This is a genomic window from Dyadobacter sp. HNCC25DJ186 (genome assembly GCF_056895235.1).
Window position 1 is genome coordinate 1 of the sequence record NZ_JBXHAS010000001.1, and the last position, 26,887, is coordinate 26,887.

The 26,887-nt window shown below is 40.5% G+C and carries 35 protein-coding genes and 1 other RNA gene; 32 read left to right on the forward strand and 4 right to left on the reverse strand.

Going from position 1 to position 26,887, the window contains the following annotated elements:
- The first annotated feature begins 38 nt into the window (after window positions 1-38).
- From AC1XUO_RS00005 to AC1XUO_RS00020, 4 genes are all read left to right on the forward strand, one after another.
- Window positions 39-1,586 carry a rolling circle replication-associated protein gene (locus tag AC1XUO_RS00005; protein WP_483327709.1) on the forward strand — a complete coding sequence of 516 codons (1,548 nt, stop codon included), beginning with the start codon at window positions 39-41 and terminating at the stop codon, window positions 1,584-1,586.
- A 26-nt stretch (window positions 1,587-1,612) separates the two neighbouring features.
- Window positions 1,613-1,882: a hypothetical protein gene (locus AC1XUO_RS00010; RefSeq protein WP_483327710.1), complete on the forward strand. Its 270-nt coding sequence runs from the start codon at window positions 1,613-1,615 to the stop codon at window positions 1,880-1,882.
- A gap of 131 nt (window positions 1,883-2,013) precedes the next feature.
- Window positions 2,014-2,328: a hypothetical protein gene (locus AC1XUO_RS00015; protein WP_483327711.1), complete on the forward strand. Its 315-nt coding sequence runs from the start codon at window positions 2,014-2,016 to the stop codon at window positions 2,326-2,328.
- A gap of 69 nt (window positions 2,329-2,397) precedes the next feature.
- Complete coding sequence (locus AC1XUO_RS00020; protein ID WP_483327712.1) at window positions 2,398-2,967, forward strand: PKD domain-containing protein; 570 nt, start codon at window positions 2,398-2,400, stop codon at window positions 2,965-2,967.
- A gap of 157 nt (window positions 2,968-3,124) precedes the next feature.
- Here AC1XUO_RS00020 and AC1XUO_RS00025 read toward each other — a convergent pair whose 3' ends face one another.
- Entirely contained in the window at window positions 3,125-3,322 is a 198-nt protein-coding gene (locus AC1XUO_RS00025; protein ID WP_483327713.1) for a hypothetical protein, read from the reverse strand.
- 205 nt (window positions 3,323-3,527) lie between these two features.
- Between AC1XUO_RS00025 and AC1XUO_RS00030 the strand changes: the two genes are divergently transcribed.
- The 24 genes from AC1XUO_RS00030 to AC1XUO_RS00145 all read left to right on the forward strand — a co-directional run bounded on the left by AC1XUO_RS00030 (window position 3,528) and on the right by AC1XUO_RS00145 (window position 18,351).
- A complete protein-coding gene (locus tag AC1XUO_RS00030) occupies window positions 3,528-4,034 on the forward strand; it encodes a hypothetical protein (protein ID WP_483327714.1) in 507 nt (168 codons plus the stop codon).
- Between the two features lies 1 nt (window position 4,035).
- The gene (locus AC1XUO_RS00035; RefSeq protein ID WP_483327715.1) at window positions 4,036-4,515 is read left to right on the forward strand and encodes a hypothetical protein; all 480 of its coding nucleotides are present in this window, start codon (window positions 4,036-4,038) and stop codon (window positions 4,513-4,515) included.
- Entirely contained in the window at window positions 4,508-4,861 is a 354-nt protein-coding gene (locus AC1XUO_RS00040; protein WP_483327716.1) for a hypothetical protein, read from the forward strand. The genes AC1XUO_RS00035 and AC1XUO_RS00040 overlap by 8 nt, the downstream gene beginning before the upstream one ends.
- Window positions 4,848-5,723, forward strand: a complete 876-nt coding sequence (locus AC1XUO_RS00045; RefSeq protein ID WP_483327717.1) for a hypothetical protein — start codon at window positions 4,848-4,850, stop codon at window positions 5,721-5,723. The genes AC1XUO_RS00040 and AC1XUO_RS00045 overlap by 14 nt, the downstream gene beginning before the upstream one ends.
- A complete protein-coding gene (locus AC1XUO_RS00050; RefSeq protein ID WP_483327718.1) occupies window positions 5,713-6,165 on the forward strand; it encodes a hypothetical protein in 453 nt (150 codons plus the stop codon). The genes AC1XUO_RS00045 and AC1XUO_RS00050 overlap by 11 nt, the downstream gene beginning before the upstream one ends.
- A complete protein-coding gene (locus AC1XUO_RS00055) occupies window positions 6,165-6,509 on the forward strand; it encodes a hypothetical protein (RefSeq protein WP_483327719.1) in 345 nt (114 codons plus the stop codon). The genes AC1XUO_RS00050 and AC1XUO_RS00055 overlap by 1 nt, the downstream gene beginning before the upstream one ends.
- On the forward strand, window positions 6,506-6,922 hold the full coding sequence (locus tag AC1XUO_RS00060; protein ID WP_483327720.1) for a hypothetical protein: 417 nt from the start codon (window positions 6,506-6,508) through the stop codon (window positions 6,920-6,922). The genes AC1XUO_RS00055 and AC1XUO_RS00060 overlap by 4 nt, the downstream gene beginning before the upstream one ends.
- Before the next feature lie 3 nt (window positions 6,923-6,925).
- Window positions 6,926-7,426, forward strand: a complete 501-nt coding sequence (locus AC1XUO_RS00065; RefSeq protein ID WP_483327721.1) for a hypothetical protein — start codon at window positions 6,926-6,928, stop codon at window positions 7,424-7,426.
- A 78-nt stretch (window positions 7,427-7,504) separates the two neighbouring features.
- Window positions 7,505-8,098 carry a hypothetical protein gene (locus AC1XUO_RS00070; protein WP_483327722.1) on the forward strand — a complete coding sequence of 198 codons (594 nt, stop codon included), beginning with the start codon at window positions 7,505-7,507 and terminating at the stop codon, window positions 8,096-8,098.
- A gap of 80 nt (window positions 8,099-8,178) precedes the next feature.
- Window positions 8,179-8,343: a hypothetical protein gene (locus tag AC1XUO_RS00075; RefSeq protein ID WP_483327723.1), complete on the forward strand. Its 165-nt coding sequence runs from the start codon at window positions 8,179-8,181 to the stop codon at window positions 8,341-8,343.
- Between the two features lie 79 nt (window positions 8,344-8,422).
- Window positions 8,423-8,968 (forward strand): hypothetical protein, encoded by a 546-nt coding sequence (locus tag AC1XUO_RS00080; RefSeq protein WP_483327724.1) that lies wholly within the window; start codon window positions 8,423-8,425, stop codon window positions 8,966-8,968.
- 36 nt (window positions 8,969-9,004) lie between these two features.
- Window positions 9,005-9,319: a hypothetical protein gene (locus AC1XUO_RS00085; protein WP_483327725.1), complete on the forward strand. Its 315-nt coding sequence runs from the start codon at window positions 9,005-9,007 to the stop codon at window positions 9,317-9,319.
- A gap of 60 nt (window positions 9,320-9,379) precedes the next feature.
- Window positions 9,380-10,033, forward strand: a complete 654-nt coding sequence (locus AC1XUO_RS00090; RefSeq protein ID WP_483327726.1) for a hypothetical protein — start codon at window positions 9,380-9,382, stop codon at window positions 10,031-10,033.
- Window positions 10,030-10,494 (forward strand): lysozyme, encoded by a 465-nt coding sequence (locus AC1XUO_RS00095; RefSeq protein ID WP_483327727.1) that lies wholly within the window; start codon window positions 10,030-10,032, stop codon window positions 10,492-10,494. Before AC1XUO_RS00090 ends, AC1XUO_RS00095 begins: the two co-directional genes overlap by 4 nt.
- Window positions 10,472-10,846, forward strand: coding sequence for a hypothetical protein (locus tag AC1XUO_RS00100; RefSeq protein WP_483327728.1), 375 nt, complete (start codon window positions 10,472-10,474; stop codon window positions 10,844-10,846). The genes AC1XUO_RS00095 and AC1XUO_RS00100 overlap by 23 nt, the downstream gene beginning before the upstream one ends.
- Before the next feature lie 4 nt (window positions 10,847-10,850).
- The gene (locus AC1XUO_RS00105; protein WP_483327729.1) at window positions 10,851-11,399 is read left to right on the forward strand and encodes a lysozyme; all 549 of its coding nucleotides are present in this window, start codon (window positions 10,851-10,853) and stop codon (window positions 11,397-11,399) included.
- A 146-nt stretch (window positions 11,400-11,545) separates the two neighbouring features.
- Window positions 11,546-11,905, forward strand: a complete 360-nt coding sequence (locus AC1XUO_RS00110) for a hypothetical protein (RefSeq protein ID WP_483327730.1) — start codon at window positions 11,546-11,548, stop codon at window positions 11,903-11,905.
- A 3-nt stretch (window positions 11,906-11,908) separates the two neighbouring features.
- Window positions 11,909-12,196 (forward strand): hypothetical protein, encoded by a 288-nt coding sequence (locus tag AC1XUO_RS00115; protein WP_483327731.1) that lies wholly within the window; start codon window positions 11,909-11,911, stop codon window positions 12,194-12,196.
- Window positions 12,193-12,504: a hypothetical protein gene (locus AC1XUO_RS00120; protein WP_483327732.1), complete on the forward strand. Its 312-nt coding sequence runs from the start codon at window positions 12,193-12,195 to the stop codon at window positions 12,502-12,504. Before AC1XUO_RS00115 ends, AC1XUO_RS00120 begins: the two co-directional genes overlap by 4 nt.
- Entirely contained in the window at window positions 12,501-12,695 is a 195-nt protein-coding gene (locus AC1XUO_RS00125) for a hypothetical protein (protein ID WP_483327733.1), read from the forward strand. Before AC1XUO_RS00120 ends, AC1XUO_RS00125 begins: the two co-directional genes overlap by 4 nt.
- A 59-nt stretch (window positions 12,696-12,754) precedes the next feature.
- On the forward strand, window positions 12,755-15,340 hold the full coding sequence (locus tag AC1XUO_RS00130; RefSeq protein ID WP_483327734.1) for a hypothetical protein: 2,586 nt from the start codon (window positions 12,755-12,757) through the stop codon (window positions 15,338-15,340).
- A gap of 30 nt (window positions 15,341-15,370) precedes the next feature.
- Window positions 15,371-17,422, forward strand: coding sequence for a hypothetical protein (locus AC1XUO_RS00135; protein ID WP_483327735.1), 2,052 nt, complete (start codon window positions 15,371-15,373; stop codon window positions 17,420-17,422).
- Window positions 17,423-17,583: 161 nt separating this feature from the next.
- A complete protein-coding gene (locus tag AC1XUO_RS00140) occupies window positions 17,584-18,027 on the forward strand; it encodes a hypothetical protein (RefSeq protein ID WP_483327736.1) in 444 nt (147 codons plus the stop codon).
- 3 nt (window positions 18,028-18,030) lie between these two features.
- Complete coding sequence (locus tag AC1XUO_RS00145) at window positions 18,031-18,351, forward strand: hypothetical protein (protein ID WP_483327737.1); 321 nt, start codon at window positions 18,031-18,033, stop codon at window positions 18,349-18,351.
- A 34-nt stretch (window positions 18,352-18,385) separates the two neighbouring features.
- On the opposite strand, the gene AC1XUO_RS00150 is transcribed toward AC1XUO_RS00145, so the two are convergent.
- Together AC1XUO_RS00150 and ssrA are read right to left on the reverse strand one after the other, a co-directional pair.
- Window positions 18,386-19,636, reverse strand: coding sequence for a tyrosine-type recombinase/integrase (locus AC1XUO_RS00150; RefSeq protein ID WP_483327738.1), 1,251 nt, complete (start codon window positions 19,634-19,636; stop codon window positions 18,386-18,388).
- A gap of 1 nt (window position 19,637) precedes the next feature.
- Window positions 19,638-20,010, reverse strand: a transfer-messenger RNA (tmRNA) gene (ssrA, locus tag AC1XUO_RS00155).
- A 303-nt stretch (window positions 20,011-20,313) separates the two neighbouring features.
- Between ssrA and AC1XUO_RS00160 the strand changes: the two genes are divergently transcribed.
- Window positions 20,314-21,543, forward strand: a complete 1,230-nt coding sequence (locus AC1XUO_RS00160; protein ID WP_483327739.1) for a C40 family peptidase — start codon at window positions 20,314-20,316, stop codon at window positions 21,541-21,543.
- Window positions 21,544-21,647: 104 nt separating this feature from the next.
- On the forward strand, window positions 21,648-22,565 hold the full coding sequence (hemF, locus tag AC1XUO_RS00165) for an oxygen-dependent coproporphyrinogen oxidase (protein ID WP_483327740.1): 918 nt from the start codon (window positions 21,648-21,650) through the stop codon (window positions 22,563-22,565).
- Window positions 22,566-22,571: 6 nt separating this feature from the next.
- Here hemF and AC1XUO_RS00170 read toward each other — a convergent pair whose 3' ends face one another.
- Window positions 22,572-23,669: an o-succinylbenzoate synthase gene (locus AC1XUO_RS00170; RefSeq protein WP_483327741.1), complete on the reverse strand. Its 1,098-nt coding sequence runs from the start codon at window positions 23,667-23,669 to the stop codon at window positions 22,572-22,574.
- Window positions 23,670-23,736: 67 nt separating this feature from the next.
- Between AC1XUO_RS00170 and lpxK the strand changes: the two genes are divergently transcribed.
- Together lpxK and AC1XUO_RS00180 are read left to right on the forward strand one after the other, a co-directional pair.
- Window positions 23,737-24,768: a tetraacyldisaccharide 4'-kinase gene (gene lpxK / locus AC1XUO_RS00175; RefSeq protein ID WP_483327742.1), complete on the forward strand. Its 1,032-nt coding sequence runs from the start codon at window positions 23,737-23,739 to the stop codon at window positions 24,766-24,768.
- 101 nt (window positions 24,769-24,869) lie between these two features.
- The gene (locus AC1XUO_RS00180; RefSeq protein WP_483327743.1) at window positions 24,870-26,771 is read left to right on the forward strand and encodes a putative porin; all 1,902 of its coding nucleotides are present in this window, start codon (window positions 24,870-24,872) and stop codon (window positions 26,769-26,771) included.
- Window positions 26,772-26,887 lie beyond the last annotated feature (116 nt).

Consider the following 26,887-nt stretch of genomic DNA (forward strand, 5'->3'; position numbering starts at 1 on the left):
AGCACTTTCACTATTATCCACCCCTTTAAATTCTTTCAATGCAAGCTGCTCAATTTCTTACCGCTCCTGCTCCTAAAACTTTTGTTGAATACGAATTCCAGCGTTACGCAAAGCTGAAACCGCATTCCGTAATTATTCAGAAAAAACCCATCGTTTACAGCTATGACGAAAACGGGAACCAATCCATAATGAAGTTTGAAAAAGGGCAGGATAATTTGAACAGCTTGAAAAATTTGGAAAAAGGTGCAAGCGGCCAATACAACGGATACATGTCCCCGGCGACGCGTAGAAAAGTCAGAGGAATAATTGAAAATTTCTTGACTGCAATTCAAATGAATACGTCCATGGCGTTTCCTGCTTCGTTTCCTTCTCAGGAGATTTACCCGACATTTTTGACACTTACTTTGCCATCAAAACAGTTTCATTGTGATCTGGACATTCGCCGGGATATTTTCGGACGTTTCATTGAGTGGCTTACAGGAGACAAGAAAAGAGGGTATTCGGGATACGGAGTTAAAAATTACCTGTATTGCGCTGAAACTCAGAAAAACGGAAACATACACTTTCATGTGATACTGGATCGTGCGGTGCCTGCTGTTACTACTCAAAAGGTTTGGAATCATTTCTGTGAAAGCCTGGGATATGTTACCCGGTTTAGAAATATTCAAAATGCAATTTACATGGACAAAACACAGTATGGGAAAACATGTTTTTATGTCCGTAAGGATATGTTGAATTCAAAAGTTCAGGAAGTCCGGAAGTATTGCCAGAAAATGAAACAGACTTTTAATTATGGTGATGCTGTGAATAATGAAAAGAAAAGGCAGCTGAAAGCATACAACAACGGGGTTTCAGACAATTGGAGAAATCCTCCGACAACCAAGATTCACGCTATTCAGAACATTAAAAAACTTACTGCTTATGTTTCCAAGTATATGACGAAAGAGCCGCCGATTAATCAACCAAACCTACTTCCGGGGGAAACACTGGTTGAAGAAAATGGACATTATTTTATTGATTCAGAAGTGATTGAACAAATTGAAACTATTGAAGGATTACAGGTTGAAACAGTTTCTAAGTCACGCCGGCCAATTATAGTGAAATTTGAAACACGCCGGTTGCGTGGCCGCACCTGGGGATGTTCTCAAAAGCTGCATTCTGATCTTGTTAAACCTATGCAGGTAACTATTTCATCTATGGCAATGCTTAACACAACAACATTCTCTTTAAGAAACAGAAAATACCAAGTTGCTCAAAACTATACAAATGTTTTTGGAGAAGTTGTTTTTGATAAAATGATTACAAAGTATGAACCGATTATAGAATCAACGGAGAAAAGGACATCGAAGGTTTTGGAGGGTTATTATGAATCTGCTTATATACAGTTTTTGGAAGAAAAGTATGTTTCCAAAGAAGAAATAGACAGGGCCACTTCAAGGGCAGGTGAGCAATTCAGAAATTTTGGTGGTACGATCATACCGTTGGAATTTCATCAAAAAGATGTCTTGAAAATGTACAGCCCCACAATGTACGATGCATATTCAAATTACTATACTGAAATGTTCAAAGAGCTGTATGCAGCTTAATTTAAAATACTCTTCCTGTAATTATAATGAAAGTTGTAAAAATCGAACAGCCCTTTGCAACCTTCGGGACCTGGTCGGTTTATAAAGATGGAAGTATTAAAGGAATGTACCGAGGAGTTAATGGAAAAGATAGTTTAGTAACCATTTATCCGGATAGGCTTACAGAATCAAATATGCTGCAAGAAACCATAAGTTCTAAATTAACCAATGATATTGGAGGTTTTGTTGAAGCTTGGTTTTTAGGATTAAGAATCATTGGAGTAAAAGAACTGACTATTAAAATAGATTACGAGTAGATCCTCCATAGATGAATATATCTGTACGCGATCGTTAAAGTGACTATGCAGCGGTGAAGGTTTCCTAAAATGTCACATGTGAATTAACCGGTTGAATTAAAATAAAAATTGTCACAGTTAAAATTGTCTATATGGTCCCGCAAGTAAGAAGAATCAATGTCAAAACAGGCGATATTATTATCACAGAAACCGATTTGCCTTTTATCGAACATTTTGGTGTGGTGGTGATTGAAGGAAGTGTAATAAGTGTTATTCATTGTACGCCTTTTAAAAATGTAAGAATGGATACACTTTCAGATTTTCTTCAAAACCGGGAGTTCAAATATGTAAGACATACCGGCGCTATCAAGTCAGTAATTTACGAACGGTACAAAGAAGCTAAGGAAAGGGAATACGATGCAGTGAATTTTAACTGCATTCACTTTGCTGAATTCTTGACCGGTTAATAAAGAAGATTTTGAAATAAGCGCGCCTTTTATATATCTTTCCAAAAACTCAACTATCCGATGAATAAAATGAAAAAGTATATTTTTGCAGCAATGATCATATTTCAAATTTCTGCCTGCTCGAAAGATGAAGTAATCCCGGAACCAACGGCCAATTTTACACCGGTTCAAAATAAAGAAGGTAACGTGTTATTTAATATTTCAACAGCGAACGCCGATTCGTACACGTGGGATTTTGGGGACGGTGGTAAATCCTTTGACAGAACGCCGTCTTACACTTATGATAAAAACGGAACCTATACTGTAACGCTATCCGCAAAAGGTAAAGGAGGACAGACAGTAACTACTGGAAAAATAGTAATTAATAATATAACTGGATCTGTCATGTTCTGGATGCAATCGATGAAGAATAAAGAAATAGAAGTAACGGTTGACGGTAAATTAGCCGGAAAGATTACCGGATATTATGCCAACGGAATACCGAACTGCGGTTCTGAATCTACTGCAACTTTAATCGGATTAACTGAGGGAGTTCACAAGTTCGAAGCAAAAGAAATAAACGCGTTTTCTCCTTCAACGTGGTCAGGATCCATCAATATTATTGGGCGAAAGTGTTCGTCTCAGAAACTGACTTATTAAGTAATTATTTTAGATTCTAACGAAAAAAACCACGGCCATTGGCCGTGGTTTTTTTCGTTATGTAATGGTCTGTTAAATCCCCCTGGATAATCAGATAGTAAATCCCCCTATGAAACCCCCTGTATATGGTGGTTAAAAATGTCTGAAAATGTAGGAATCAGGCATATTTCTCTTCTTTTGACAAAGGTTTTCCGATGATCTGGTGCAATTTCCTAACCTGCAATGGTGTAAATCGCTGTTTTCCCCTACTCCAACCAAGTGCTTGTTGCCCTAATTCACCTATTAATCTGGCAAATTGTTCCGGGTGTGTACATCCGTACATGTTGGATAAATCAGCTTTACTAAGAAAGTCCATTTATTGGCGGGTTTTGTATGGTGCTGTATAGAACTGCTTGAAACTGTATGCAAGATAATGCCAATTTTGAACTGTGGCAAGCTTTCTGTTATCATTGTATATCAAAGTCCTATACGAGTTATGAAAGTGTCTTAAATAAGATAAAAACATGGTATTAGTAATCATCGCAATAATATTTCTATATTTTCTTATGAAAGCTTAAAAAATGGCAGATATAAACCTTTCACCTGATTTTTTCCGCACAGCAAACGAACTGTACGAGAAAACCACTGATCGGAAGGCTTGGTTGATAGTTCAAATTGAAAGGACCAATAATTCACTGCTCCAATATCAGGCTGAAATTATATATCTGTGTAAACAGGCTGAACGATTAGGGGCAGTTTTTCAAAACGGAACATTAACCGGGGTTTCAGCTTCAACAGGTACATCTAGTTTAGTCGCGGCAGGTGGGGCGGTATTGGCTTCGATACCTGTTGGTGTTACTCAGATTGTAGGAGGAGTTCTGATTTTAGGGAGTTCGTTTATTTCAAAGTTTGAAACAAAACAGAACACCAAGGAAATAAATAAAATTATTGCTGCTGCTCAGTTACGTATCAATGAAGCTGTAAAGGTTGGAGAATATAAAAAAGACTACGAGAAAGAATTATTCATAATCCGGTTAACGCCATTCATCATTTTGTTGATCTTGGTTTTGATTATAATAAAAAAATAATATGGCAGCTATTCCCGGAATTGGTGACAAAATAAGTGCAAAAGTCAGACTGTTTTATTACTCTGATTCTGCATGTAAAAAAGTAATTCCCCCCGGAAATGGTTTAAGAGGTGGCATAAGGATACCAGAAAAATTGGCCGGGCAGGAAGTTGGTATTTTTACCGGTGAGACTGGTAAAAGTGATGATGGTAAAGTAACCTATTTGGTTTCGTGGGTTTTTCAGTTCAGAGTTATTCCACCATGGCCTCGCAAAGCATTTGACAGTTTGAACCCTTTAAAAAGTTGGGTTAAGTCTGAGGAAGTTACCGGGTTTTGGGACAAAGGAGTTGATTCTCCTTTGAATGATCCGAATAATGCTATCAATACCCCAATTGTAGCGGCAACAAATGACAATACAAATACCTATTTAATACTGGCATTGGCGGCAACGGTGTTTATAAAATACATTCTGCCAAAACTAAAAAATAGAAATAATGGCTGAACCTTCGATTTATGTTGAAGATAATAACGGTTCGACTGGTGGAAATGATTCCGGTAGTTCGTCGACTTCTGGAAATGCTATTGTAGTAAATGGACTTCCTTTTAAAGTGGATTTAACTGAATTTCTTGAAAAGGCTAAAAAAGCAAGGGAGGAAGGAAAGGCAACAATTTTTTTAACGAAGGAAGAACAGGACCGGTTAAAAAATATGCTGTTTCCAACATCAAAACCGGAAACTGAAACACAGGCTGGTACAGTAACGCCGCTTGTAACCTACGCTTTGATAGGTGGTTTGCTTTTCTTGATTTTTAAGCCAAAAAGTAACAAACCGAAAGATGGTAACGATTAATGTTAAGACGTTAATACCTGCAAGCGTAAGCGGAACGGGAAGGAACGTTTATAATAATACGTCACTCTTTTTTAATCCATCTCCGGTCTCTGGAAAGTTTGACAAAAATGGGTTGATTGAAATTACCGGAACCAACATTCAAAAGTTGGATGAGTGGATTTTTGAGCAAAGCCCGGAAGTTCTGGAAACTTGGTTTAAAATGGTACAAGCCATTTCCGGTGTAAACTGGAAAGATTTTTACACCCAATTACACTGGACTGATATTCTTGCGTTATCGCTAATTTCAAAAACAAAAGGCGTTAACCCCTATACGGAAAAGCAGGGATACCACGCAGGAGACAACAATAACGTCTACATGGATGAACAATCGATTCTGATGTGGATAAAGGAAATATATGATAGTAAAGGCTCTAAGGATTGGAATAAGATAATAACACGGATGTACCCGCCAATCACGGATGATAGCGTTCAGCCGGATAGTCCGTTCAATCCTGAAAGCCCACTATTTAACTTGAACAAACCAATTTACACCTATGATCCTGATAACGGAATAGTAGTGTACAAAAGCGGGGAAATTCTCTGGCAGAAAACAGGAGGGCAGTATTATGATGCAAGTAACGGTCAGGCGGTAAGTTATGACAAGGCCGGGCAAACGGTTGAGTTTGCAAATGGGTCTGTCCTGAATTTGAAAACATTGGAGTTAATAAAACCGGATAAGCAGACGGTTATTATTAAAAATAAATTACCCTGGTATCAGCAATTATTTATAAAACTATTATCCGACAAGAAAACACAGCTCACCGTTTTGGGAATACTGGTTTTGTTCGTGATAATTAAAAAGAATCGAAAGGATGCAAACTAAAACACTGGTATTTATCGCACTTGGTTTGATCTGGTATTACTCTAAAAAAGTGCAGGCCGCTAACGCCTTAATGGTTCGTTACCTTTTGCCGCAAAACATCAGGATCAGTAATGGTGCTGTTATGTGGAATCAGCCGGTGGTGATCACAAACCCAACCGGAACACCAATCAGGCTGCAACGGTACAACATTCAGATACAGATTGAAAACTACCCGATCGGTACGGCTTACGGAAATATTGCAAGTACAATTCAAGCCGGTACGGATTCTACAATTCTTGCAAATGTTGTCGTTCCGCTGGATGCGCTGATCAGTCTTATTCCTGATATTCTGAAAGCCGGTGCATCACTTGATTTTAGGTTTGTAGGAAACATTTTTGCGGAATTGCTTGCAATCCCAATCAATACGATAATCAAAGTTCCAATACCCAAACTGATTAAATAATGGAAGAAGACGTAACGGCCATTAAGTATTTTGATAATAGTGGCAATCAAATTGATCCTGATACGGGAAAAGTGATTTCTGCAAGTGGATCAGGTACGGGTTCCGGTTCTGGTTGGTTGGGCGGGGTAATTTCAGCAATTCCCGGAGTGATTTCAGCCCTGTTCCCAAATGGGATAAAAGGTAACGGTTCAAGCAATTACCCAACAGTAACAACATTGCCAAACGGAGGAACAAATGTCCAATTGGCAGGAAACAATAATATTTTGATAATCGCCCTAATTGCGATGGTCGGATTCCTTTTATTCACAGGCAAGCAGCCTATTCAATCCCAAGGGAAAAAATGAAAGTTGAAAAATCAGTAGGCTGGATAAAAGGCCAAAGCGGCACCGGCGTAATCTACGAATTGTCCAGTAATGGCGGCTATGCACTTGCAAACATCTGGCAGGATGGTAATTTTCACTATCTGCCCATTGCAGAAGCAAAAGCGCACATTTCGATTGATAAAGCACAGTTGAATGAGGTTCGAAGTTCTTATCTGTCTGAATCGTCATTGCCTAAAAATTCAAACGGATCGCTGAAAGTAGACAATCCTGACGGATGGGACCGGTTCTACACGGAATCTGTGAATGAAAACGATCAGGAACAAGAACAGGAAATTGTAATTTCTGATAACCTGGAATTTCCTGTATCAGTGAAATTAGAAGGCGTTGTAAAAATCAACATTGCCGGGTTATCCAAAATTTTAAATCTTCTTTAATTTATGGCAAGAGCTAAATCGAAAGTAATACCGCTGAATGCGGAAGTGGATCCGGAACAAGACCCGGAAGTTCCACAAAATCAGGAACCAGAAGTTCCGCAGGACCCGGAGCCGGAGCCAGAAGTTCCACAGGACCCGGAGCCGGAGCCAGAAGTTCCGCAAGACCCGGAGCCAGAACCAGAAGCTCCGCAAGACCCGGAGCCGGAGCCAGAAGTTCCACAGGATCCGGAGCCGGAGCCAGAAGTTCCGCAAGACCCGGAGCCAGAAGTTCCGCAAGACCCGGAACCAGAACCAGAAGTTCCGCAAGTGCCAGAGGAAGAACCAGCCGTTCAGCAGGTGCCCGAAGTTAAGACAATTGTCATCACTGCCTTGATTCAGGGTTTCCCGGAAGTAAGAATTGAAACGCATGAGGTTGGTTCAGAATATGAAGTTCTGAAATGGCTTATGAGAATATTTTACTGCCAAACATGGGGCTTACCTCTTGATTTTGTGAATGTAGCTTAATTCATGCAGGCGGCTTAAAAGACCTGTTTTTTTCTAAAATCAATTTTGTATCCAAATCACCAATAACCAAATATTACAATGGCAAATGTTCAGTATAACGTAGGTACATTCACCGGATTGCTAGGCGTAGCAGTTGTGTACAGTGCGAAAACAAGCGGTGGAACTGATTTCTTAACGCATAAGGCAACCGTAACCATAGGCGGTGTTCCGGTTGAAAAATGGGTTTTTATGTCCCGTTCAGGAATGCAAGCATATCTTGCCGGAAATTCTGCAACCATTTCCTCAAATATCGATTTGTCGAAAATGGCTGACAAAGCACCGGACGGAGTTCTTGATGCTGATGGATACGTGATCATCGACAACGGAGCGAACTTGCCGCGCCTTTACACGTCACAGGCTTTTTACTCTTTGAAAGGTTCAGATATTGCTGAATACAAAGGAGAAACAGGAACGCCAATTACAGGCGCAAAATCTGGTGATGGTTCGACAGTTGTAATCAACAGCTCTGCAAAAACCATTTCTGAGTACATCACCGAGGCGACAACGTACGCAACCAAAAACCCGCTGATCATTGGTTTGATCATTCTGGTAGCTGGTGAGCTGTTCGGTTTCTGGAATCTTACCGGTGTGATCCGTCCTAAGAAAAAAATGAAAACGGCGCGCCGTTCATAAAATACCGATCAGGCCGGGCATTAAAGTAAGTCCCGGTTCTCCCATAATTAATTTATTCAATCTCTAAATTTCTGGAATCCATGGCAAAGGCAAAAGTCTCAATGAAAAAAATGAGCAAACCTAAAAAACCAACTCTTAACGCGGCCCAATCAAAATGGGACACGTACGAAAAGAAAATCAAGGAATACAACGCGCAAGTTGCTGCAAAGAACAAAGAGCAGGAAAGACGCAAAAAAATCAGCTAGTAGCGGCTGATCTATATAAAAACAGGTAGTGTTTTTAGTAATACACTACCTGTCTTTTTCACTTCCAAAATAATAACTCATGAACACGGATAGCGCAATAAACTGGTTAGAAACAGAGGCATTTAATCAATGGATGCTATTTCGGGGTGATGATGAAAAAGTTTCTTCCTACGATTCAGATAATGAAAGCGTTGACGAAGGGATTGAACGTTTTAAAAAAATAATCATACTCCAACAGCCAGGCAAATATTTACTCAAAGCCTATAAGGGCAAATCAAAACAAGCGGCTGCAATGGCATTCAGGTTTGACATAAAACCGGAAGTTTCCGCACCCGTAAACCGTAGTATGTCTCAACAGCATAATTACGATCCGCAGGCACTTTTCGATAAAGCGAAAGAAGCCGCCTTACGTGAATTTGAAATGAATCAATGGAGAAAAGACATTGAATGTAAAATTTCAGACTTACAAAAAGATGTTACCGCACTCGCTCAATCATTAAAGGATTTGAACGACGACGACGACGAAAACGACGAAACAGCATTTGACCGGATTTCAGATGTAGCTGAAAAACTGCCTAATCTGATGAGCGGTTTACATTCAATGTCCGGGTTCCTTAAAAGATAAAATAAAACTTCCAACTCACTTATAAATTCTCAAATCATGGCTAAGTCAAAAGTAATATCATTGCCAGCTGTACAGCCGGCCCAAATAAACAGAACAGAAGCGGATTTATTTAAAGCTTTTCAAGCATTTGCAATGACTTCCGTAGAAGTGGTTGACCTTGATAATACCGTAACGGCTCTCGAAACTTTAACAGAAGTTATAGGCGCTTTCCCCCATATTTATCAGAAGCTGTTTCTACCTGAAAATATTGCTTTGTTCAAAGATATGATTGAGCAAAACTCAGGTAAAAAAGAAATGGGAATGATGGAACAATTCGCATTAATGGGGAAAATAAAACAAATTTTTTCATAACGAAAACACGTCCGGAAGCATAGACGAAATTGTCTGTGATGGATCCTAAAATATCAAAGTATGTCTCCTGTAAGCATTACACCAAATTTCAAGATTTCAGACGCAAACCTGAAAATAATCCTGTATTTTTTTATTGGACTAATCGTGTATTTGGTTCTTACCGGAAAACTAAGAAAGCAGCGGGCCGCTGACCAGTATTCGCAGGCCGGAACTGATCCTAACACCAATTATGCAATTGGTATCAGACAAGCCTGTAACCCATCAGGAATCAGTTTAATGGTTGATATTGATGGAACTTTCAGCAATGACCTGATGATTATTGCAGACCAGATTTCAGACTTACCGGCTGTTAACATTGCATACAACAGACTGTACAATGAAATTATGTACGAACGTCTGGAAAAAGAGCTGACAGCAAAAAAATATCTGGAATGGATACGCCGGGCGCAAACCATACCAACAGCCGCTCCAATTCCCGGTTCCGTTGCTGATGTGGATTATGTTGCTGTTCGTGACACGGTGGTTTACAATGACACCAATTCATCACAGATTGTAAGACGCGTAAAAGCAGGCGAGCCAGTCGGGAAAAAGCTGGGAGCCTATAAAGTAACTGTCAACGGAGTTTCAAAACTGTATTATCTGGTAACATGGACAACATTCATCTTACTGACAAATCAGGGTTTGGTTTTGGCCTCTGATGTAACGCCGGAATGACAGCAAGCGAAAATATAAAAACCTTTATCAAGGAGGTTGAAGGTTTTAGGTTAAAAGCTTATAAGGATACCGCAGGCGTTTGGACAATCGGCACCGGGGCAACCTATTACGAAGACAATACCCCGGTAAAGCAAGGTGATGTTATTACGATAGAAAAGGCTGAAAGGCTTTTTAATATCCATATCAAACACGCAGAAAGCTGGATCACCGTATTAGTAAAAAAGCCATTGAATCAATATCAGTATGATGCGTTGGTTTCTTTCCTGTTCAATTTTGGTCCTGTAAAATTCAAAAGTTACACGTTGCGGACGGTCATCAATGATGATCCAAACAATTTTGAAACAGTCGGTAAGTGGTGGAACAAATATGTGTATTCCGGTGGAAAAAAAACGAATGGATTAGTTACCAGACGGAAAAGAGAATTTAACATTTACGAGCATGGCAAGTACCAATCAGAATAAACAGGATCAGGACCGGAACAAGAAATTAGGAATTGCGGCTGTTGTCGGATTCGTTTTGTACCTGTTATTTGGAAAAGGCAAAACCAAGACGATTGAGGTAAGCTCTGATTTCGTTTTAGAGGGATATCGTGATTTAGTAATGTCTCAGGATGATTTTGTATACGAAGGCGTACCGCTTCATATTTATCTGGCACAAAATACAACCAATTACGACGCCGTTAAAATTGCTTATAAAAGTGCGTATGACGGTGCCAGTCTTACCAAGGATTTACAAAAACGACTTGCCGGTATGAAGTTCGCAGAATACGTGAACACACTCTGGGAAACAAACAGGCAGGTTATTACTGAGTAGAATTATGGCAAACATGCAGATCAGTACGGCGGGACTTGCCTATATAAAAGACCGTGAAAAATTAAGGCTGAAAGCTTACCAACCATTACCCGGCAGCAACTGGACAATTGGGTACGGGGCTGAAACTTATGAATCAGGTTCAAAGATAAAAAGTACCGACGTGATCACAGAAGCCAGAGCGGTACAATTGCTGAGCTATCATGTAGGTGTGGCGGCGGCGGCTGTGAATCGGCTTGTTTCCTCTGATCTGAAACAAGGTCAGTTTGATGCGCTGGTTTCTTTCTGTTACAATGCCGGAGCAGGCGCGTTCCAAAATTCACAGTTGCGGACGGTGATCAATGATGATCCAAATGATATAGATGCTGTTCAGATTCAATGGTATCGGTGGGTTTACTCGACGGTCGACGGTGTTAAGGTTCAGGTTGCCGGACTTGTTAACCGTAGACGTGAAGAAATGGAAATTTATCGAAACGGAACGGTTTCATCGAATTATACATGGCTGTGGATTGTGTTGGTTCTCATTCTGATTTACAGATACAGAAATGGTAAATAAAATAATTGCCGGATGCCTGGTGGTGCTTACTTCTCTGATGATAGGAGTATTCTTTCTGACACTTTCATTGAAAAATAAAAGGTGTGACTGCCCTGGAACAATCATCTACGAAAATGTCACTCAACAAAAGTTAAATAAAGCACTACATGAAAACTTTCAAGCTATTGATTCAGTCCGCAATAATTCTGACACTACTGTTGATGGGTCACTCAGGGAATTGCGGCAGCGTTACAAAAGCCGATACCCTGAGCGATGAACAGAAAGCGTTTTCCTTTTCAATCATTCCTGAGATAAACAGAGACTTGAAAATCTGTGATCTGATAAAAGGTCAAAATGTGCTGCTTAATGAAAAAGTAGGTGATCTGACTGAAACAGTAAAGTTTGAAAGAGCAGAAAAGCTCACAGCCCAAAAGCAGACCCGGAAAGAAAAGCGAAAGCGTAAAGTTTTCGGTGTGCTCCGAACAATCGGAGAAGTAGCGGTACTAGTCCTAATCATTACTTTGTAAAATGTGGCTGACTTCCTTGAAATTACTTTTAGTGCATTTGGTGGTGGTGTAGGCGTAAAATTATTCGATTACATAACACAATTAAGAAAAAACGGTGCTGATGTTCGAAAGATCGAAACGGAAACGGACGGACTTGTAATTCAGCACTGGAAAGCGTTGTACGACGAATTGAAAAAAGTTCAGCTAGAACAAAGTTTAAGAATTGGGCAACTGGAACTTGAAACCGAAAGGCTCAGGCTTGAAAATATCAACCTAAAACAAAAAGCACTCTTTAACGAAACCGACTTATGATTTTCCTATTTGAAAACTTCACTTTCTTTTTATTGGTGTATCTGGCCGTAATAATCAATGCGATTTTTGGCATTTTTCAGGCAAAGGTAGCCGGTGTATTTAATTGGAAATTTTTACCTGAATTTGTCAATACGATGATTAAGTATACCATTTATCTGGTTTTTGCAAATCTGGTGGAATACTACGCAAGCCTTACGGGAATTCATATTGATGGTTTTGGGCTGAAAGCTATTGCAGGTATTTTGATTTGTGTATCCGGTGCCAGCATTAAATCAAGCATTGATCAACTAACCGGGAAAAAGTCATGAAGGACGTTGTAATTATATTCTTGCTGTTCGTATTGTATGATGCGTATGTCAGGAAGCGTGACAAGGATAAATATCTGACACGAGAAGAATATTTGAAACTTTCAGAGCAAAACAAAAACAGTTTGGCCGCGGCTGATTACTCAACAGTCAACCAAAGGCTTACCGCATTAGAAAATTCACCGTACGCATAATTCATCGACCACAGATAAAAACGTCTGTTTTTCCGGATCATTCACATTCAATCCATTCCATGAAAAAGTTATTTTCACTCCTGTTATTTTCCTTTGCATTCCTGAGCGGATATGCGCAAACCGATACGCTTACACCTGAACAAAGAACACGAAAAAGTATTTCCGAAATTAAGGACAATACGATTCGTGCCATTACACCGGGTGATTTTAGAAAGGCGTTTTCTGATATTGCAAATTTGGCTGTAAACAGGGTTCCATTTGTTTCAATTTCTGATTTACGTGCAGGTAAGGCTGATACAGCGTCTATTGTTCAAATTACCGATAGGGACAAAACAGGAATATTTAAGTATGACCCGGCAAATATTACTTCACTGGATGACAGCGTTTCTGTTATCCGTGTTGGCAGCAAAAGGTACATAAGGCAGACAGAAGGTTTTTTGAATTCCAAGTGGATCACCGATAATCTGGAATCAAGCTTTTTTAAATTGATCGCAATGGCCGGTTCACAGCCTCAAACGATTATTTTAAATAAAACAATTCCAGTAACGTCAAACCGGTCTATCCCTGCCAATATTAAAATTGATTTCCAGGGCGGTGCTGTTTTCAATATCAGTGCAGGCGCAACTTTAACAATTCAATCAGGTATCAATGAACGTTTTCAGCAATTGTTTTCAGGTGATGGAAATGTAATCCTGAACGGTATTACTGAAATTTCCCCGGCTGCATTCGGTGCAGTAATGAACGGAATTGCAGATGATAGAACAGCATTTGTTAAAACGTTGAAGTGTGCGTCAACCTCTAAGATTCTGGTTGTAGTAGAAAAACCTTTATTTATAAACATTCAGGATGATATCAATAAGCCGGTTTTTATAGATGATAATACGCACATTGTTGGTCGTGGATTAGGTAGTTTAACGGTTAATAATAGGTACATACCTGCATTTGTTTTCCCTCTGTCAAAAAACTGTTCGTTTGATATTACCATTTATTTCAATGGACAATATGACGCGGCACAGTATGGATATGTTGAAGGATCAACGACTGAAACGAAAGGAAGCAGATTTACCAATACGGTCTACAAGACTTTTCTAACTGAAAAAAGAGGCGTTGTATTTACGGGTGCCTACAATCCGCGCGCACTTACTTATGCTTCTTCATGGGCAATGTTTATGCTGAAAGGTGCTGAAAACATTGAGTTCAAAAATACAAAGCTGATTGCAACGGGAACGACCCCGGATAAATTTATTGTGTGGGCGTTCAAACTGATCCGAGAACGACCGGCTAATTCAACCGTGAATTCAACTACCGCTGACAACTACACGCATTGTAGTAATATCAGCTTTAAAAATGTTGAGTTTGACGGCGTGATAATGGGAATTCAGGGAGGCGGTAAAGATATTTTAATTTCTGATCTGGTCAGTAAAAGATATGCTGACGCGCAAAACGCTGACGGGACATTTGTTGGTGGTTATAATTATGATAGTGCCAACAGTTACTGGATGTCCCCGCCCCATTTGATTTATATGAATGATGAAAATGAAAGGCTTACCATACAAAATGTTTTTGATCATGGTATTTCGGTAGGATTAACGACAGCCAGGCCGACCGATAGCGGCTATTGCAATAGCTTGAAAGTTAAAGGGGATCGAATAAATATTGATGGATATACATCATATAGAAAAGATGGGTTTGCAGACATTATAAACGGATCACAAAACATATCTATAAAAAACGTTTATGCGGTCTATAATTCCGGAATTTTCCCCGCTGGGATTGATTACATGGCAATGAGATTTCCAAGTGATGATGAATCAACAACTCCTCCTTTCAGCAGGTTGGAAGTTTCCAATGTGACTATAATAGATTTGAATCCTTTACCCCGTGTTTTTCCTATTGGTCAAATTAGCCGGGGTAGTTTGGTTTCATTTAAAAATGTTAAAGTATTCTTAGATGATTTCGTCGGGACAAGTTGTTCATTTGCGGCCAATGGTGATAATAATGATATACAATACGATGTGACGTTATTGAATCACACCCAAACAAATGATGCGGTTTTTCACCTGAATGTTAATAGTGTGGGGTCAACTGTTCCGATTGGCAGACAAAACGCGAAAAATAATAAATACGACATTACCATAAAAGGTTGGCGGCTGATTTCAAATGATTCATTTTTCAGTACCAAGAAAGGTCGTATCACTTTAAGTACAGCCGATAATGTTAATAATAACCAGGTTAGGGTACGTGACATTAGTAACGCGCTTGAAACATATCAGGAAGGAGTTCTCAAAAAAGAAACTTGGACCCGGAGCCAAATTATACCGGCACCGACTTCGGTAAGCTCTGTACTTGCCACTATTAATGTGCCGCTTGGATGGACTGTTCAAAGTGCTTCATTAGTAGTAATTACACCATTTGGGGCAACAAATGGAATTACGGGTATAGCCTTAGGCAGTACAAGTGGTGCTACTGATTTTTTGCCAAGTTCTGCATTAACAGCGGGAACAACTACAAATAATTTATCAATAACGGACTTACCAGCCGCGGCAAACCGTGCCATTCGATTAAATGCAATTGGTGGAACCTTTGACGGCACAGGCACGGCTAAAATAATATTCACCATTACCCGGACTATTCAGGGTGAATAAGTGAGTAAATAAAAACTATATCAAATCATCATGAAAATTCCAGTAAAGGTAAAACGCAAGCTGACCGAGGTTAAGAAGAAAGCCGGTAAGTTTTGGAAGGATAAGAAAAACCGGAAGATTGTTTTCTTTGTGATCGGTGCTGTCATTATTTACATCATTGTCCGTAAAAAAAGAACTACAACGACAACGCCGGGAACCGGCACCAATACCGGAAACTCTGGAACAAAAACCGGAACGGGAGGAACAATTTCCCCGCCTGACAATTCTGATCCGGGTTCAGTGAATTTGAAAATTATCACTACCGGCATGGATGAACACATGCGGATCACACGTAGGACGGAAGGTGATATTGATTATATCACAGATCATACTGAAAATCAATTATTGCCAGACCATAACCGTATGTATATCGTAGGTGGTCAGGTGATAAGACAAGATGCACCGTTGACGAATTATCCGGTAGCCAGGAACGCTGGTTTCAGGATAGTGAAATTTAATGTAAAGAAAAGTGTTACGTCGATTAACCAATGGCCCGGACAAGGTGAGCCGGATAACGGATATTATGACCAAAATGCAGGACAAAGTTTTTCTGAAAACTCATCAGCCGCCGTTCAATCAGCTGCTTATGGTGGTGCTCAGTCTGGATTTAAAAATATAATTCCATCAAACTACAATCCGGATTTGCAAATGCCGCAATGGGCTGACATTGTTCCTGATCTTAAATTACCGAAAGGTCATTTCGTTGTACTTAGCCGGAGTGATTGGTCTATGGATCTGGTGATGCAAAAAGGCGTTACCCATATCAGGCACCATGAGATACCAAGACCCGGAGGTAGTGAATCGATTGCGGTACAAATGAAAGAGGCCGGTTTGACGTATGATGACGTTCCGACATCCTTCACAATATTTGGGAATCCATTGCCGAACAATCCAAGTGATGCGCAGGTTGACGCAATGATACAGAGATACGAGGGATTATGTGACGCTTTGAAGATCGGGGAAACTCAGGAACAATCACACGCAATTCCACCGGAATCACAATGGTTGAAAAGATTCTATGATGGTATCAGGGCAATTCAAAAACGTAAGTTTATTGATAAAGGAATTCCTGCATTGGTTTGTTACAACTACTTCCAGTTTTGGCCGACAAGTTACCATTTGGGGCAGGTATCAGACCAAGTATCAAAGGAGAATTTCAGAAAGCCGCTTGATCAACTCGAACATACGAATTTTAGTCCGGGAGGTTCCTTGTCTGGAACAAACTTGATCATGGAGGCTGTCTATCTTAGTGCTCCCGATATTCAGCAACGTCAGCTTTTTGATTTGGGATACAAATTAAAGTTGTTCCGTCACATGGGTTACGAAAGCGGGGTATTCCTTGCTGGTGAACATGAATGGAGGCCGAACAATATGTTTATGGCAAAATATCCTGATGGAGAATATTTTGCACAAGGTAAGATTCCGTTAGACCCTAATACGCTTACGTCATCAGTAATTTTTAGCCAAATTTACGGACGTGTTCTGGTTCAGTGGGGCGGAGCGGGGAAAACGAACAGAGGTAGGATATTTGACAAGTTCACATTTGAGCCTACATTATGGAAAGCGAACGGATCAAACGAATACAAAAGAAGTTCGCCAAACCCTAATTACAATGGTGGTGAAAACGGTGATGTTTTCAAGTTTCAATCTCATCCCGATTTTCCACATCAGTTGCCAGGCGGCGTAGGGTATTACGGCTACAATGGAAATACGGACTTAACAAGGTTCGGTTTACAAATGTACGCTGATACTTGGGGACAGATCGGAGACAATGGAACTACAAATTTCCTTTCCTTCCGTTTGGATGGTGGTGCATGGATTGAAGCGGCCAACCGTGATGCAGACGATTTTGTAAACGCGTGTAGCCAAAATCGGGGTCTGGTTGATTCGATTCACAATGGGGGGGAAATAGCCTGGTATTATGTGAATCCATGGGCTGATAATTTGTGGCATACCTTGGATGTTAGTTTTCCCAATGGGCGAATTGTTACAAACCGTGTAGCCGGAAACGGAACGCATATCAAAAGAGAAAATTTAAATTGAGCATACGGATAGTGAGTTAAAGTTTTATAGAGCGGTTCTTCTGGAACCGCTCTATTTTTTTTGCCCTTTCAGATTTGGAAACATAGGATGAAAATATCTATGTGTCCCGGTAAAGCAATTGTTTTTGAAGATCAAATTTCAGAACTTTAAATAAAAATACTATGTGGCTAACAAATGAATCAGCTCCAAAAGACGGAAGTTTGTTCTTGGTACTTGAACAGGATTCACCGGCAATTTATGCACCCTGGGAACTGGTAGTTTGGAACGGTGCAATCTTTACGGCGAAAGATTGTAATGAGGAAGTTGATTTTTATCACTGGATGCCATTAAATGAATCTTTCCTTTCGGGTTTACTTCCGAAAGAAAGCGCACCTAAAAACGGAAAATGGTTTTTTGTAATTGCAACAAATTCAGATTCGCCTTATGCACCTTTTGAACTGGCATTTTGGAACCGTAGAAATGGTAAATTTTGTGAACCCGATATAAAAGTTGAAATTGAATTTAGTTCGTGGATGCCTTTACCAGAACCGCCCGATTATAATACCGTAGAATATTTATATGATTCCAAAGAACAAAAATGGAAAACCCAAAAATGTAAAAATTGAATTATGGAAAATTCATCAAACAGAGAATGGCCTACTCAATCTTCGATGGCTGATCCATATTTGAAAATTCAGCCGTTATATAATCCAAACGGCACTAATCCTTTGTCAACGGATACGGACGAACAAACCGTTTTAAATGATTCGGAAACATTCGAAAAAAACAAAATTCCGTTAGCCGTAACACAAGAACAGTTTGATTCATTTTCAGAAAAAAAAATAGAATATCTGCTTGAAATTTATAGTAGAATTATCGTGATACCTGAACCTCGTGATTGGCCTGAAAAGTTCTTTGATGGAGAAACAAAATGGAATACAAATAATTAAACAAAAGAGCCTGATCAATGATCAGGCTCTTTTGTTACCAGTTATAAGTTTCTATTTTAGGATCAATCCTAATACCAAGGGATTTTAAATAATTGGACGTTTCTTCAAGTGATGAATGACCAAACATGTTCTGCAATTCCCTTATTCCCACCCCTGACAGGTAAGCATTAACCGCTCCTGTATGTCGCCAGGAGTAAAGCGTATAACCCTGATTCTTTAAACCGCATTTTGTAAGAGCAACTACATGCCGGTTATACGGCAGGTTTTCCGCTGCTTTTTTTAATGAAGGATTCAACCGGCTACCAAATGCAAATTTCCTTTTTTCGTCGGAATCTTTCAGGAATGGGCGGAGCGGATTAATTACGTGAATGTTTCTGGTTTTTCTATTTTTTGCCTGTTCCCCTGGGATGGTAACTGTAAACGCTTCACAGTTTACAAAAGCAAAAGTTAAGTTTCTAAGCTCCTTAGGTCGTATGAAAGCGTAATACATGAACCTAGTGAAAGCAAATAATTGAGGATCGTTCAACATCATCCAATTTTCCAGCGTTGCCTGATCCTTTTTTTCAAATGCAATGTTCGCTGTACTTACTTCTGTTTCTACTAATGATTTGATTCCGTCAAATGGATTTTCTTTTTTGTCGTGCCGCTCCAATACCTGCATGTAGATACGTTCCAGCTGATCAACCTTTTTATTAGCAGTCACTGCTACATTACCCTTGGTGATATAATAATCCCTGATTTTTAGAATTACTGATTTGGTCAGGGTATCCAATGGCAGATCTTGAAAGACCGTATCTTGTTTTTCTGCCAGATCAATGAAATATTGTTTCGCCTCATTGATTGAACTTTTATAGGAGCCGCCGCTTTTCTTGCGTAAGTGCTGTGAAACTTCAATCTGTTTGTACAGTGATTCAAATAGTAAAGCGTTATCAGGTGCCGGTTTTACATACTCAGAGACAGAAACGAAATTTTTGTCGATGAATACGTGGTTTTTAGCCAACAGCCGGTTAATCTTTTCAATTTCTTTTTTCGCAAACGCTTTCCTTTCCTTAGCTGTTGCGTACATTAGAGGAATTTTTACCCGTTTACGAACAGGTACTTTGCTTGTCTGGGTGTTTACATACCATTCAAGATACCATTCTTTTGAAAGGTCGCCGTTCCGATCCTTTAAAACTGCAAAACGGTAATTTGTCTTTTCGTTACTTTCAATCATGTCATAATTGCTTTTTGTCCCGAAACTTGTCCCGAACATCAAAAAAGCCGCTCCTGAGACCAGAAACGGCATTTTGTGGAGACGGAGGGATTCGAACCCTCGTCCAGAACAGGGAAACCCTGCGCCTTCTACATGCTTATCCGCGATTGAATTTTCGAGCCAGACAAGGTTCACGGCGGACCCGCGTCTTGGCCTTAAATACTAGGGTCTCGTTGGATTTCCGTATTACTATTCCAACCAGCACTGATTTGCGACACCCCGGAGCCCAACCATCAGTGCGTAGGTTGGAGGGATGATGGCATTTGCTAAATCCTCCGGATTAGGCAGCCATGGCGTAAGTATTTTCGCCAGTTATTGTTTGAAAGGTATTATTTACGGGAGGTACCCCCAGCTCCCGACATGCTTACACACAGAACTCCAACCCGCTGTCAATTCCAGTCGCCCCCAAAGCGGCGCAGAAATATCCGGTGATTAAATCACACGGTTGGCTGCGGATATTAGACAAATATCTATATCCAATGGTTCCGTAATATCTTCATAAATATCATTAGAACTGAAATAATCGCCATTTATCAATGTAAAACCCTTGATATCAAAGTACTTAATTCATAAAATTATTCACGAGTTTTTTTATAATTTTTAGGACGCCAAAGAAATTCAAACACTAGCGCTTACCATTTTGCAGGTCAGAATTCTTGATACTTGTATTATTTTCCGGTATGTATTAGCTTTCCTCTTAATTACATTTTATGAGCACTTATAAATTCTTTCTTTTCTTCATATTTCTTTTACCCGTTATTTCAAAAGGGCAAAATCAAAAAATGTCATCTGATTCTGTTCCGGTCAGGAAAATATTCGACATCGCAGAGGCTGTTAAAAAAGAGTATGCGCCTGATAAAAGGACTGCTATTTTCACGATCATGGCGGATAGTGTTGGTAATAATTATTTTGAAACCACAGAGCTCAAAGCAGCGGAGGAGTTTTCTTACTCTCTTGTAAAAGCGGGGGGCAAAGTTAAAATCCCGGTTAATGTATTGCCAGCAAAAAATTTGGGTGAGAAAATCTATGCACTCGTCAATCTTTCTGTTGTCAACATCCGGTCAAATCCGAAAAATGCGGCTGAACTTGCCACGCAAGCATTACTCGGCACACCTCTTGATATTTTAAAAAAGGATGGATACTATTATCTCGTCCGTACGCCGGATCGTTACATTTCCTGGCTGGATGCGGGAGCGATTACCTTAAAAACGGCTGCTGAAATGGATGGCTGGAAGCAAACAGACAAACTTGTTTTCGTAGACGATTATGGTCACGCCTTTGTGCGTCCGGACCGGAAATCACAAAGAGTTTCTGACCTTGTTATGGGAGACATTCTGGTCAATGACGGGAAGCAAAAAGGATTTTACAAAGTTATTTATCCTGATGGCAGAACCGGCTTTATCCCGCAGGAACAAATGACTGACTATATTCAATGGATAAAAAAGCCTTCACCAAACCCGGATCAGATTATAGATATTGCCAAAACGATGATCGGTGTCCCTTATTTATGGGGCGGTACCTCTGTGAAGGGTGTGGATTGCAGCGGGTTTACAAAAACTGCGTTTTTCATGAACGGGATTATTATTCCCCGTGATGCTTCTCAGCAAGTGATGGCTGGTGAACAGATTACTGTATTAACTAATGACAGATTTAATCTTGATGAAGCACTGAAAAACCTGAAATCCGGTGATCTGATATTTTTTGCAAGCGGGAAAAATAAATCGCCCGACGCACGTGTTACACATGTAGCCCTGTATCTTGGAGATGGTGAATTTATTCATGCATCCGAAAATGTCAGGATTAGCAGTATGAAACCAGACGCTCCGAATTTTGATGATTTTGAAACCCGCACGGTTGTGGCCGCTCGTCGGTATCTCGGGAATGTCGGAACTGCCGGAATTTTATCAATTGCACAGCACCCGGCCTATATTGAAAAATAATCGCCTGCTACAATTTTGGCACGATCTGAGCTGTCAATTTTAAAAACCGGTAATCGCGCTTTCAAATTTATCGTAATTTCGCCCTGCACAATTCCAGATTTACAATGACAGTTGAAGATATAGAAGGCTTTTTCAAACAACTACAGGATAACATTTGCACAGCCATAGAAAACGAAGACGGTTTGGGGAAATTCAAGGAAGACCTTTGGGAGCATCATTCCGGCGGCGGCGGACGCACCAGACTTATTCAAAACGGAAATGTAATTGAAAAAGGTGGCGTAAATTTTTCCAGCGTAAAGGGTGAAGTTCATCCAAGACTTCGTCAGCAAATGCAGCTGAATGATACCGACGACTTTCACTTTACTGCGACTGGCGTTTCGATTGTGATGCATCCGAAAAATCCGCATGTGCCAATCATCCACATGAACGTTCGCTATTTTGAGCTTAGCAATGGAACCTGCTGGTTTGGCGGAGGAATTGACCTGACGCCGCATTATGTTATTGAGGAAGATGCGACGACCTTTCATAACGTATTAAAATCAGCTTGCGATAAACATCATCCCGACTTTTATTCAAAATTTAAAACCTGGGCGGACGATTATTTTTTTATTCAGCATAGAAACGAAACACGTGGCGTTGGCGGAGTTTTCTTTGACTATCTGAAACCGGATGAAGCGGGTTATGGAAGCAATTTATCCAAAGAGCAACTATTTGCTTTTGTGAAGGAAATCGGAGAAAGTTTTGCACCGGTTTATACTTCCCTCATGAAAAAGCATCGCGACGAACAGTTCACGGAGCAGCAAAAACAGTGGCAGTATCTTCGTCGCGGACGTTATGTTGAATTTAATCTCGTTTGGGATCGTGGGACAAAATTTGGACTGGAAACCAATGGGCGGACAGAATCTATTTTGATGAGCTTACCGCCGCAGGCCAATTGGGAGTATAATTTTATTCCTGAGGAAGGTTCCGTTGAGGCAAAAACACTGGCATTGTTAAAAAAGGGAATAGACTGGGCAAATTAGCAGTCACTATTTCCATGCATCACCAAGCGAAGAAAGGTCCCATTTTTGTTCTTTATCGTAAAACAAATAACCACGATGCGTTTTGAGCGGTGATGCAAAATTATTATGATAAAGTTGCCCTGTGCCCAGGCCTTGGGGCATTTGGTTGTCATAAGCAGCGGTGAACTGGGCGATCGCACTTAAACCTATATTTGATTCAAGCGCAGAAGTCATCCACCAACCTATGGACAGTCTCGAGGCGATTTCGATCCATTCTTTACAATGCTGAAAACCGCCCAGTAACGTAGGTTTTAAAATAATATATGGCGGTTGTACTTTCTTTAAAAGCGCAAACTTCTTCCGGTAGTCCGAAATACCGATTAACTCTTCGTCGAGTGCGATCGCTATGGGCGACGAAACACACAATTCAGCAAGTAGATCAGTTTGTCCGGCACGTATCGGCTGCTCAACGGAATGAAGATCAAACTGAGACAAACGTTTTAGCTTCTCCTCAACGTCTTCTGGCTTGAAGGCTCCGTTGGCATCCACCCGCAGCGTAATTTCCGAAGCAGAGAACCGGGAACGGACAGAATCTAAAATACGGCATTCCTGATCAAAATCTATCGCACCGACTTTCATTTTTAGTGTGGTATATCCCTGTTCAAGCTTATCTTCAATCTGGCCAACCATGTGATCGTATGATCCCATCCAGATCAGGCCGTTCATTGGAATTCCTTTTTCACCTTTCGAAAACGCATTTTTGTATTGCGTTTTTTGCCCTCCATGCATGAAATCCAGCAACGCCATTTCTATACCAAAACGCACAGACGGCAAATGCTCGGGGATGACCTGTTGTAAAATAATGGAAAGATTGAAGGGAAAAACTTCCAGGTCCAGCTGATTGAAAAGTTCGCAAACCTCAGCTAACTGCGCTCCAAAATCAGGAATATCGTCAACGCTCAGGCCAGGAAGCGGTCCGCATTCGCCAAACCCGATGACACCCGGTTGCTCTTCATCCGTTATTTTTAAAATCCATGAAGTTTTTTGTGTCAGCACCCCACGTGAAGTACCAGCTTCCATTCGAAAATGGAGTGTATAGGGTTGAAACACAATTCTTAAAGGCATATTTTTGCGGTGTCAGATTTTTTCGGGGAACAATATTAACCAAAAAATATGTAATTATGCAGATAATATGGCTGAACATAATTGGATAAAATTAATATTAATTCCCTTTTCGTGGGTGTACGGTTTGATAACCCTGCTCAGAAATTTCCTGTACGACCAGGGAATTTCATCCATTGAAAAAGCACCTCAATTCACCATATCCGTAGGAAATCTGACCGTAGGAGGAACAGGAAAAACGCCTGTCGTTGAATACCTTACAAAGCTCTTATCAAAAAAATACAAGGTAGCAATTCTAAGCCGTGGTTATGACCGAAAAACGAAAGGCCTGGTTTTCGCCAACGCATCTTCCCAAGCCTCAGATATTGGCGATGAACCCTTGCAATATTTTTCAAAATTTGGAAAAAATATTATTGTTGCTGTTTGTGAAAAACGGATCACCGGAGCCACCGCAATTCAGGAAAAGCATCCCGACCGGGATATGCTCCTGCTTGACGACGCCTTCCAGCATCGTGGAATTCACCGCCAGATCAACATCTTATTGAACGATTTTAACAGGCCCTTTTATAAAGATCAGCCCTTCCCGGCGGGCCGTCTCCGGGAAACGAGAAGCGGTGCAAACAGAGCCGATATAATCATTGTGACGAAAACGCCAGAGAATTTGCCGGAAGTGAAAAAGAAAGAAATCAGGAAATTAATCGGAAGATATAACAAGAAAAGCGTTCCTGTTTTTTTTACAACGATCCGATATTCCGCGCCGGTGGCTTATGACCTCTCACCTATTCTGTTAAAAAATGTTATAATCGTTGCCGGCATAGCCAATCCCCTGCCCTTTACTGCATACCTTCGGAGCCAGTATCACGTTATTGATGAAATAATTTTTGCAGATCATCATTATTACACCAATGCCGATCTGGAACATCTTATTAAGTACATAAAAAACGATACTTTTGTAGTTACGACTGAAAAGGATATGGTGAAACTGAAACCACTAACTGTCTTTTCAGGCGTAGCAGATCGTTTTGCATATTTACCAATGGAAATGGATTTCGGAACCGATTCCGAAGCGTTTGATCAATGGATTTTAAAAAATACTCCTTGACTTGTCCCTAAATCGGTGGAATTATTGAATCGTTTATGAGAATTATATTTGCTGTTGTTTTTTGGATTTCGTGTAGCTTCCTGCTCTTCCAACATACTGCTATGGCGCAAGTCCAACTTCCCGGTGGCGTAAGAATGCCAACCGGAGGAGGGGGCGGCGGCGGCGCACAAGGTGGAAAAGGCGGAGGAGTTGTTCTTGACGATAGTACCAAAACAATTTACGGTCCTAAAACAACACTCCATTTTTTTGAGAGTGACATTATCAATAACCGCGATTCGGTTCGCTATCGTGTAGATACTTTGTTACCGGATTTTAACCGCTGGACGCCTGTTGACCGATCCTATGGAAAACTGGTTGATCTGGGAAATACCGCAACTGCAACCAGAAATCTATTTTTTACACCTCGCCAGGATATTGGTGCGCAGCTTGGTATGCGTGCGTACGATCCTTATGCGATTCAGCTGGAAGATGTTCAATATATTGATACGAAGTCGCAATATACAGATCTGACATTCCGGTCAGGAGGACGAAAAACTACACTTGGCAGCTTTGGTTATTCCCAAAATGTAAACGCCCGTTTTAACTTCGGTATCAGAGGCGCCCGTCTTACTTCCAACAAACAATATGGTGCATATACTGGTGTCGTTTCAGAGGCATTGCTTGGACAAAACTGGACATTACTGTTGCAGGGCCATTATTTTTCCAAGGATAAGAAATATTTGATTCTGGCCAACTACCGGTATCTGAATCAGAAAGCAAGAGAGCAAGGTGGAGTTATCCCGGACACGCTAGAGAATGGTGATGGTATATGGAGTTATGATGGCGCAGCAAGAATAAGCGACGATGCTAATTCCTGGGAAAGAAGGAATGTTTTTCACATTTACCAGCAATACAAGCTGGCCAACGGCTTCCAGGTTTTCGCGCAGACTGACTATCAAAGTACCATTAACCGATATTCTGATTATCAGATTGAGCGTGGTGTGGAAAAAGGTATTTATCCCGTTCCGCGTTATAATCCTGACACAACCAGGCAGGACATTTTTTTTAAATTATTTGATAACAAGGTCGGGATAAAAGGTACGTTTTCAGGTTTCAATTATCGTGCTTACGTTCGCCAGCGGCTGTATGGCATGAGAGCCTTCGCGCAGTCGCCAAACACGGTAGGGACAGTCAGCACGGCGTACCGGACAGGGCTAAAATTTGATAATATCGTTGGTCTTTGGCTCAGCTATTACCTGAAAGATTCTGTACAACATCTGACAGCCGAAGGAGAACATATTCTGGGAAGAGATTTTAGGTTAAAAGGAGAGCTTGATACCAAATGGGCCAGAGTAGGTTACCAGACCATCTTTACTTCGCCTGATCTTCTCGCGCAAAATTATATCGGTAATCATTTCGACTGGCAAAATAATTTTAAACTGACAGGAACAAACACCATTTATGGTTTCCTACCGCTTCGAGCGAACAAAATCCTTTTCACACCTGAGGTACAGTACAATCTTGTAGACAATTATGTTTATTACGATACGGCTTCGCTACCCAGACAATTCAGCGGCGCTTTCAGTATCCTGCGCATTGGTGCCACTTTCAACATTCCTCTTGGGCAATGGACGTTTTCCGGGATGGGCTACTATACGGGCAACTCGAACAGTGATATCATCAGAATGCCAAAATATTTTGCAAGCGGACAAGTCACTTATGACTTCACTTATGCGAAGGTACTTTTCCTCCAGGTGGGTGTTTCCGCCATGTATCGTTCGTCTTATTTTGCAGATGCCTACATGCCTATTACGCAGCAATTTCATTTACAGAATACGTTTCTGGTGGATCAGTATACCGTTGCCGATGTTTTTGCAAATGTCCGGATCAAGCGGATCAGACTTTCCTTCAAAATGGCGCATGTCAATCAGGGATTTGGAACACCGGGTTATTATCAGACACCTGGTTATCTTGGACTTCGACGTGCATTTTCATTTGGAGTAAACTGGCCGCTGTTTGATTGAGCTGTTAGCGAACGTTTTAAATTCAGATCAAAATTTTCTGCTTTAATAATTTTTTACCTTACCAAAAGCTTATTTTTATCAAAAGCTAAAAGCACATTGCCATTAGCCCATTGCGC

What these genes read in the sequence shown, in the direction of transcription:
- AC1XUO_RS00170 (WP_483327741.1), bottom strand. Translation starts at nt 23,669, where the DNA reads ATGCCTTTAAGAATTGTGTTTCAACCCTATACACTCCATTTTCGAATG.
- AC1XUO_RS00150 (WP_483327738.1), bottom strand. Translation starts at nt 19,636, where the DNA reads ATGCCGTTTCTGGTCTCAGGAGCGGCTTTTTTGATGTTCGGGACAAGT.
- AC1XUO_RS00045 (WP_483327717.1), top strand. Translation starts at nt 4,848, where the DNA reads ATGGTAACGATTAATGTTAAGACGTTAATACCTGCAAGCGTAAGCGGA.
- AC1XUO_RS00060 (WP_483327720.1), top strand. Translation starts at nt 6,506, where the DNA reads ATGAAAGTTGAAAAATCAGTAGGCTGGATAAAAGGCCAAAGCGGCACC.
- AC1XUO_RS00095 (WP_483327727.1), top strand. Translation starts at nt 10,030, where the DNA reads ATGACAGCAAGCGAAAATATAAAAACCTTTATCAAGGAGGTTGAAGGT.
- AC1XUO_RS00065 (WP_483327721.1), top strand. Translation starts at nt 6,926, where the DNA reads ATGGCAAGAGCTAAATCGAAAGTAATACCGCTGAATGCGGAAGTGGAT.
- AC1XUO_RS00055 (WP_483327719.1), top strand. Translation starts at nt 6,165, where the DNA reads ATGGAAGAAGACGTAACGGCCATTAAGTATTTTGATAATAGTGGCAAT.
- AC1XUO_RS00075 (WP_483327723.1), top strand. Translation starts at nt 8,179, where the DNA reads ATGGCAAAGGCAAAAGTCTCAATGAAAAAAATGAGCAAACCTAAAAAA.
- hemF (WP_483327740.1), top strand. Translation starts at nt 21,648, where the DNA reads ATGACAGTTGAAGATATAGAAGGCTTTTTCAAACAACTACAGGATAAC.
- lpxK (WP_483327742.1), top strand. Translation starts at nt 23,737, where the DNA reads ATGGCTGAACATAATTGGATAAAATTAATATTAATTCCCTTTTCGTGG.
- AC1XUO_RS00070 (WP_483327722.1), top strand. Translation starts at nt 7,505, where the DNA reads ATGGCAAATGTTCAGTATAACGTAGGTACATTCACCGGATTGCTAGGC.
- AC1XUO_RS00030 (WP_483327714.1), top strand. Translation starts at nt 3,528, where the DNA reads ATGGCAGATATAAACCTTTCACCTGATTTTTTCCGCACAGCAAACGAA.
- AC1XUO_RS00005 (WP_483327709.1), top strand. Translation starts at nt 39, where the DNA reads ATGCAAGCTGCTCAATTTCTTACCGCTCCTGCTCCTAAAACTTTTGTT.
- AC1XUO_RS00105 (WP_483327729.1), top strand. Translation starts at nt 10,851, where the DNA reads ATGGCAAACATGCAGATCAGTACGGCGGGACTTGCCTATATAAAAGAC.
- AC1XUO_RS00160 (WP_483327739.1), top strand. Translation starts at nt 20,314, where the DNA reads ATGAGCACTTATAAATTCTTTCTTTTCTTCATATTTCTTTTACCCGTT.
- AC1XUO_RS00145 (WP_483327737.1), top strand. Translation starts at nt 18,031, where the DNA reads ATGGAAAATTCATCAAACAGAGAATGGCCTACTCAATCTTCGATGGCT.
- AC1XUO_RS00100 (WP_483327728.1), top strand. Translation starts at nt 10,472, where the DNA reads ATGGCAAGTACCAATCAGAATAAACAGGATCAGGACCGGAACAAGAAA.
- AC1XUO_RS00020 (WP_483327712.1), top strand. Translation starts at nt 2,398, where the DNA reads ATGAAAAAGTATATTTTTGCAGCAATGATCATATTTCAAATTTCTGCC.
- AC1XUO_RS00140 (WP_483327736.1), top strand. Translation starts at nt 17,584, where the DNA reads ATGTGGCTAACAAATGAATCAGCTCCAAAAGACGGAAGTTTGTTCTTG.
- AC1XUO_RS00010 (WP_483327710.1), top strand. Translation starts at nt 1,613, where the DNA reads ATGAAAGTTGTAAAAATCGAACAGCCCTTTGCAACCTTCGGGACCTGG.
- AC1XUO_RS00135 (WP_483327735.1), top strand. Translation starts at nt 15,371, where the DNA reads ATGAAAATTCCAGTAAAGGTAAAACGCAAGCTGACCGAGGTTAAGAAG.
- AC1XUO_RS00125 (WP_483327733.1), top strand. Translation starts at nt 12,501, where the DNA reads ATGAAGGACGTTGTAATTATATTCTTGCTGTTCGTATTGTATGATGCG.
- AC1XUO_RS00080 (WP_483327724.1), top strand. Translation starts at nt 8,423, where the DNA reads ATGAACACGGATAGCGCAATAAACTGGTTAGAAACAGAGGCATTTAAT.
- AC1XUO_RS00035 (WP_483327715.1), top strand. Translation starts at nt 4,036, where the DNA reads ATGGCAGCTATTCCCGGAATTGGTGACAAAATAAGTGCAAAAGTCAGA.
- AC1XUO_RS00120 (WP_483327732.1), top strand. Translation starts at nt 12,193, where the DNA reads ATGATTTTCCTATTTGAAAACTTCACTTTCTTTTTATTGGTGTATCTG.
- AC1XUO_RS00025 (WP_483327713.1), bottom strand. Translation starts at nt 3,322, where the DNA reads ATGGACTTTCTTAGTAAAGCTGATTTATCCAACATGTACGGATGTACA.
- AC1XUO_RS00130 (WP_483327734.1), top strand. Translation starts at nt 12,755, where the DNA reads ATGAAAAAGTTATTTTCACTCCTGTTATTTTCCTTTGCATTCCTGAGC.
- AC1XUO_RS00180 (WP_483327743.1), top strand. Translation starts at nt 24,870, where the DNA reads ATGGCGCAAGTCCAACTTCCCGGTGGCGTAAGAATGCCAACCGGAGGA.
- AC1XUO_RS00015 (WP_483327711.1), top strand. Translation starts at nt 2,014, where the DNA reads ATGGTCCCGCAAGTAAGAAGAATCAATGTCAAAACAGGCGATATTATT.
- AC1XUO_RS00040 (WP_483327716.1), top strand. Translation starts at nt 4,508, where the DNA reads ATGGCTGAACCTTCGATTTATGTTGAAGATAATAACGGTTCGACTGGT.
- AC1XUO_RS00085 (WP_483327725.1), top strand. Translation starts at nt 9,005, where the DNA reads ATGGCTAAGTCAAAAGTAATATCATTGCCAGCTGTACAGCCGGCCCAA.
- AC1XUO_RS00050 (WP_483327718.1), top strand. Translation starts at nt 5,713, where the DNA reads ATGCAAACTAAAACACTGGTATTTATCGCACTTGGTTTGATCTGGTAT.
- AC1XUO_RS00090 (WP_483327726.1), top strand. Translation starts at nt 9,380, where the DNA reads ATGTCTCCTGTAAGCATTACACCAAATTTCAAGATTTCAGACGCAAAC.
- AC1XUO_RS00110 (WP_483327730.1), top strand. Translation starts at nt 11,546, where the DNA reads ATGAAAACTTTCAAGCTATTGATTCAGTCCGCAATAATTCTGACACTA.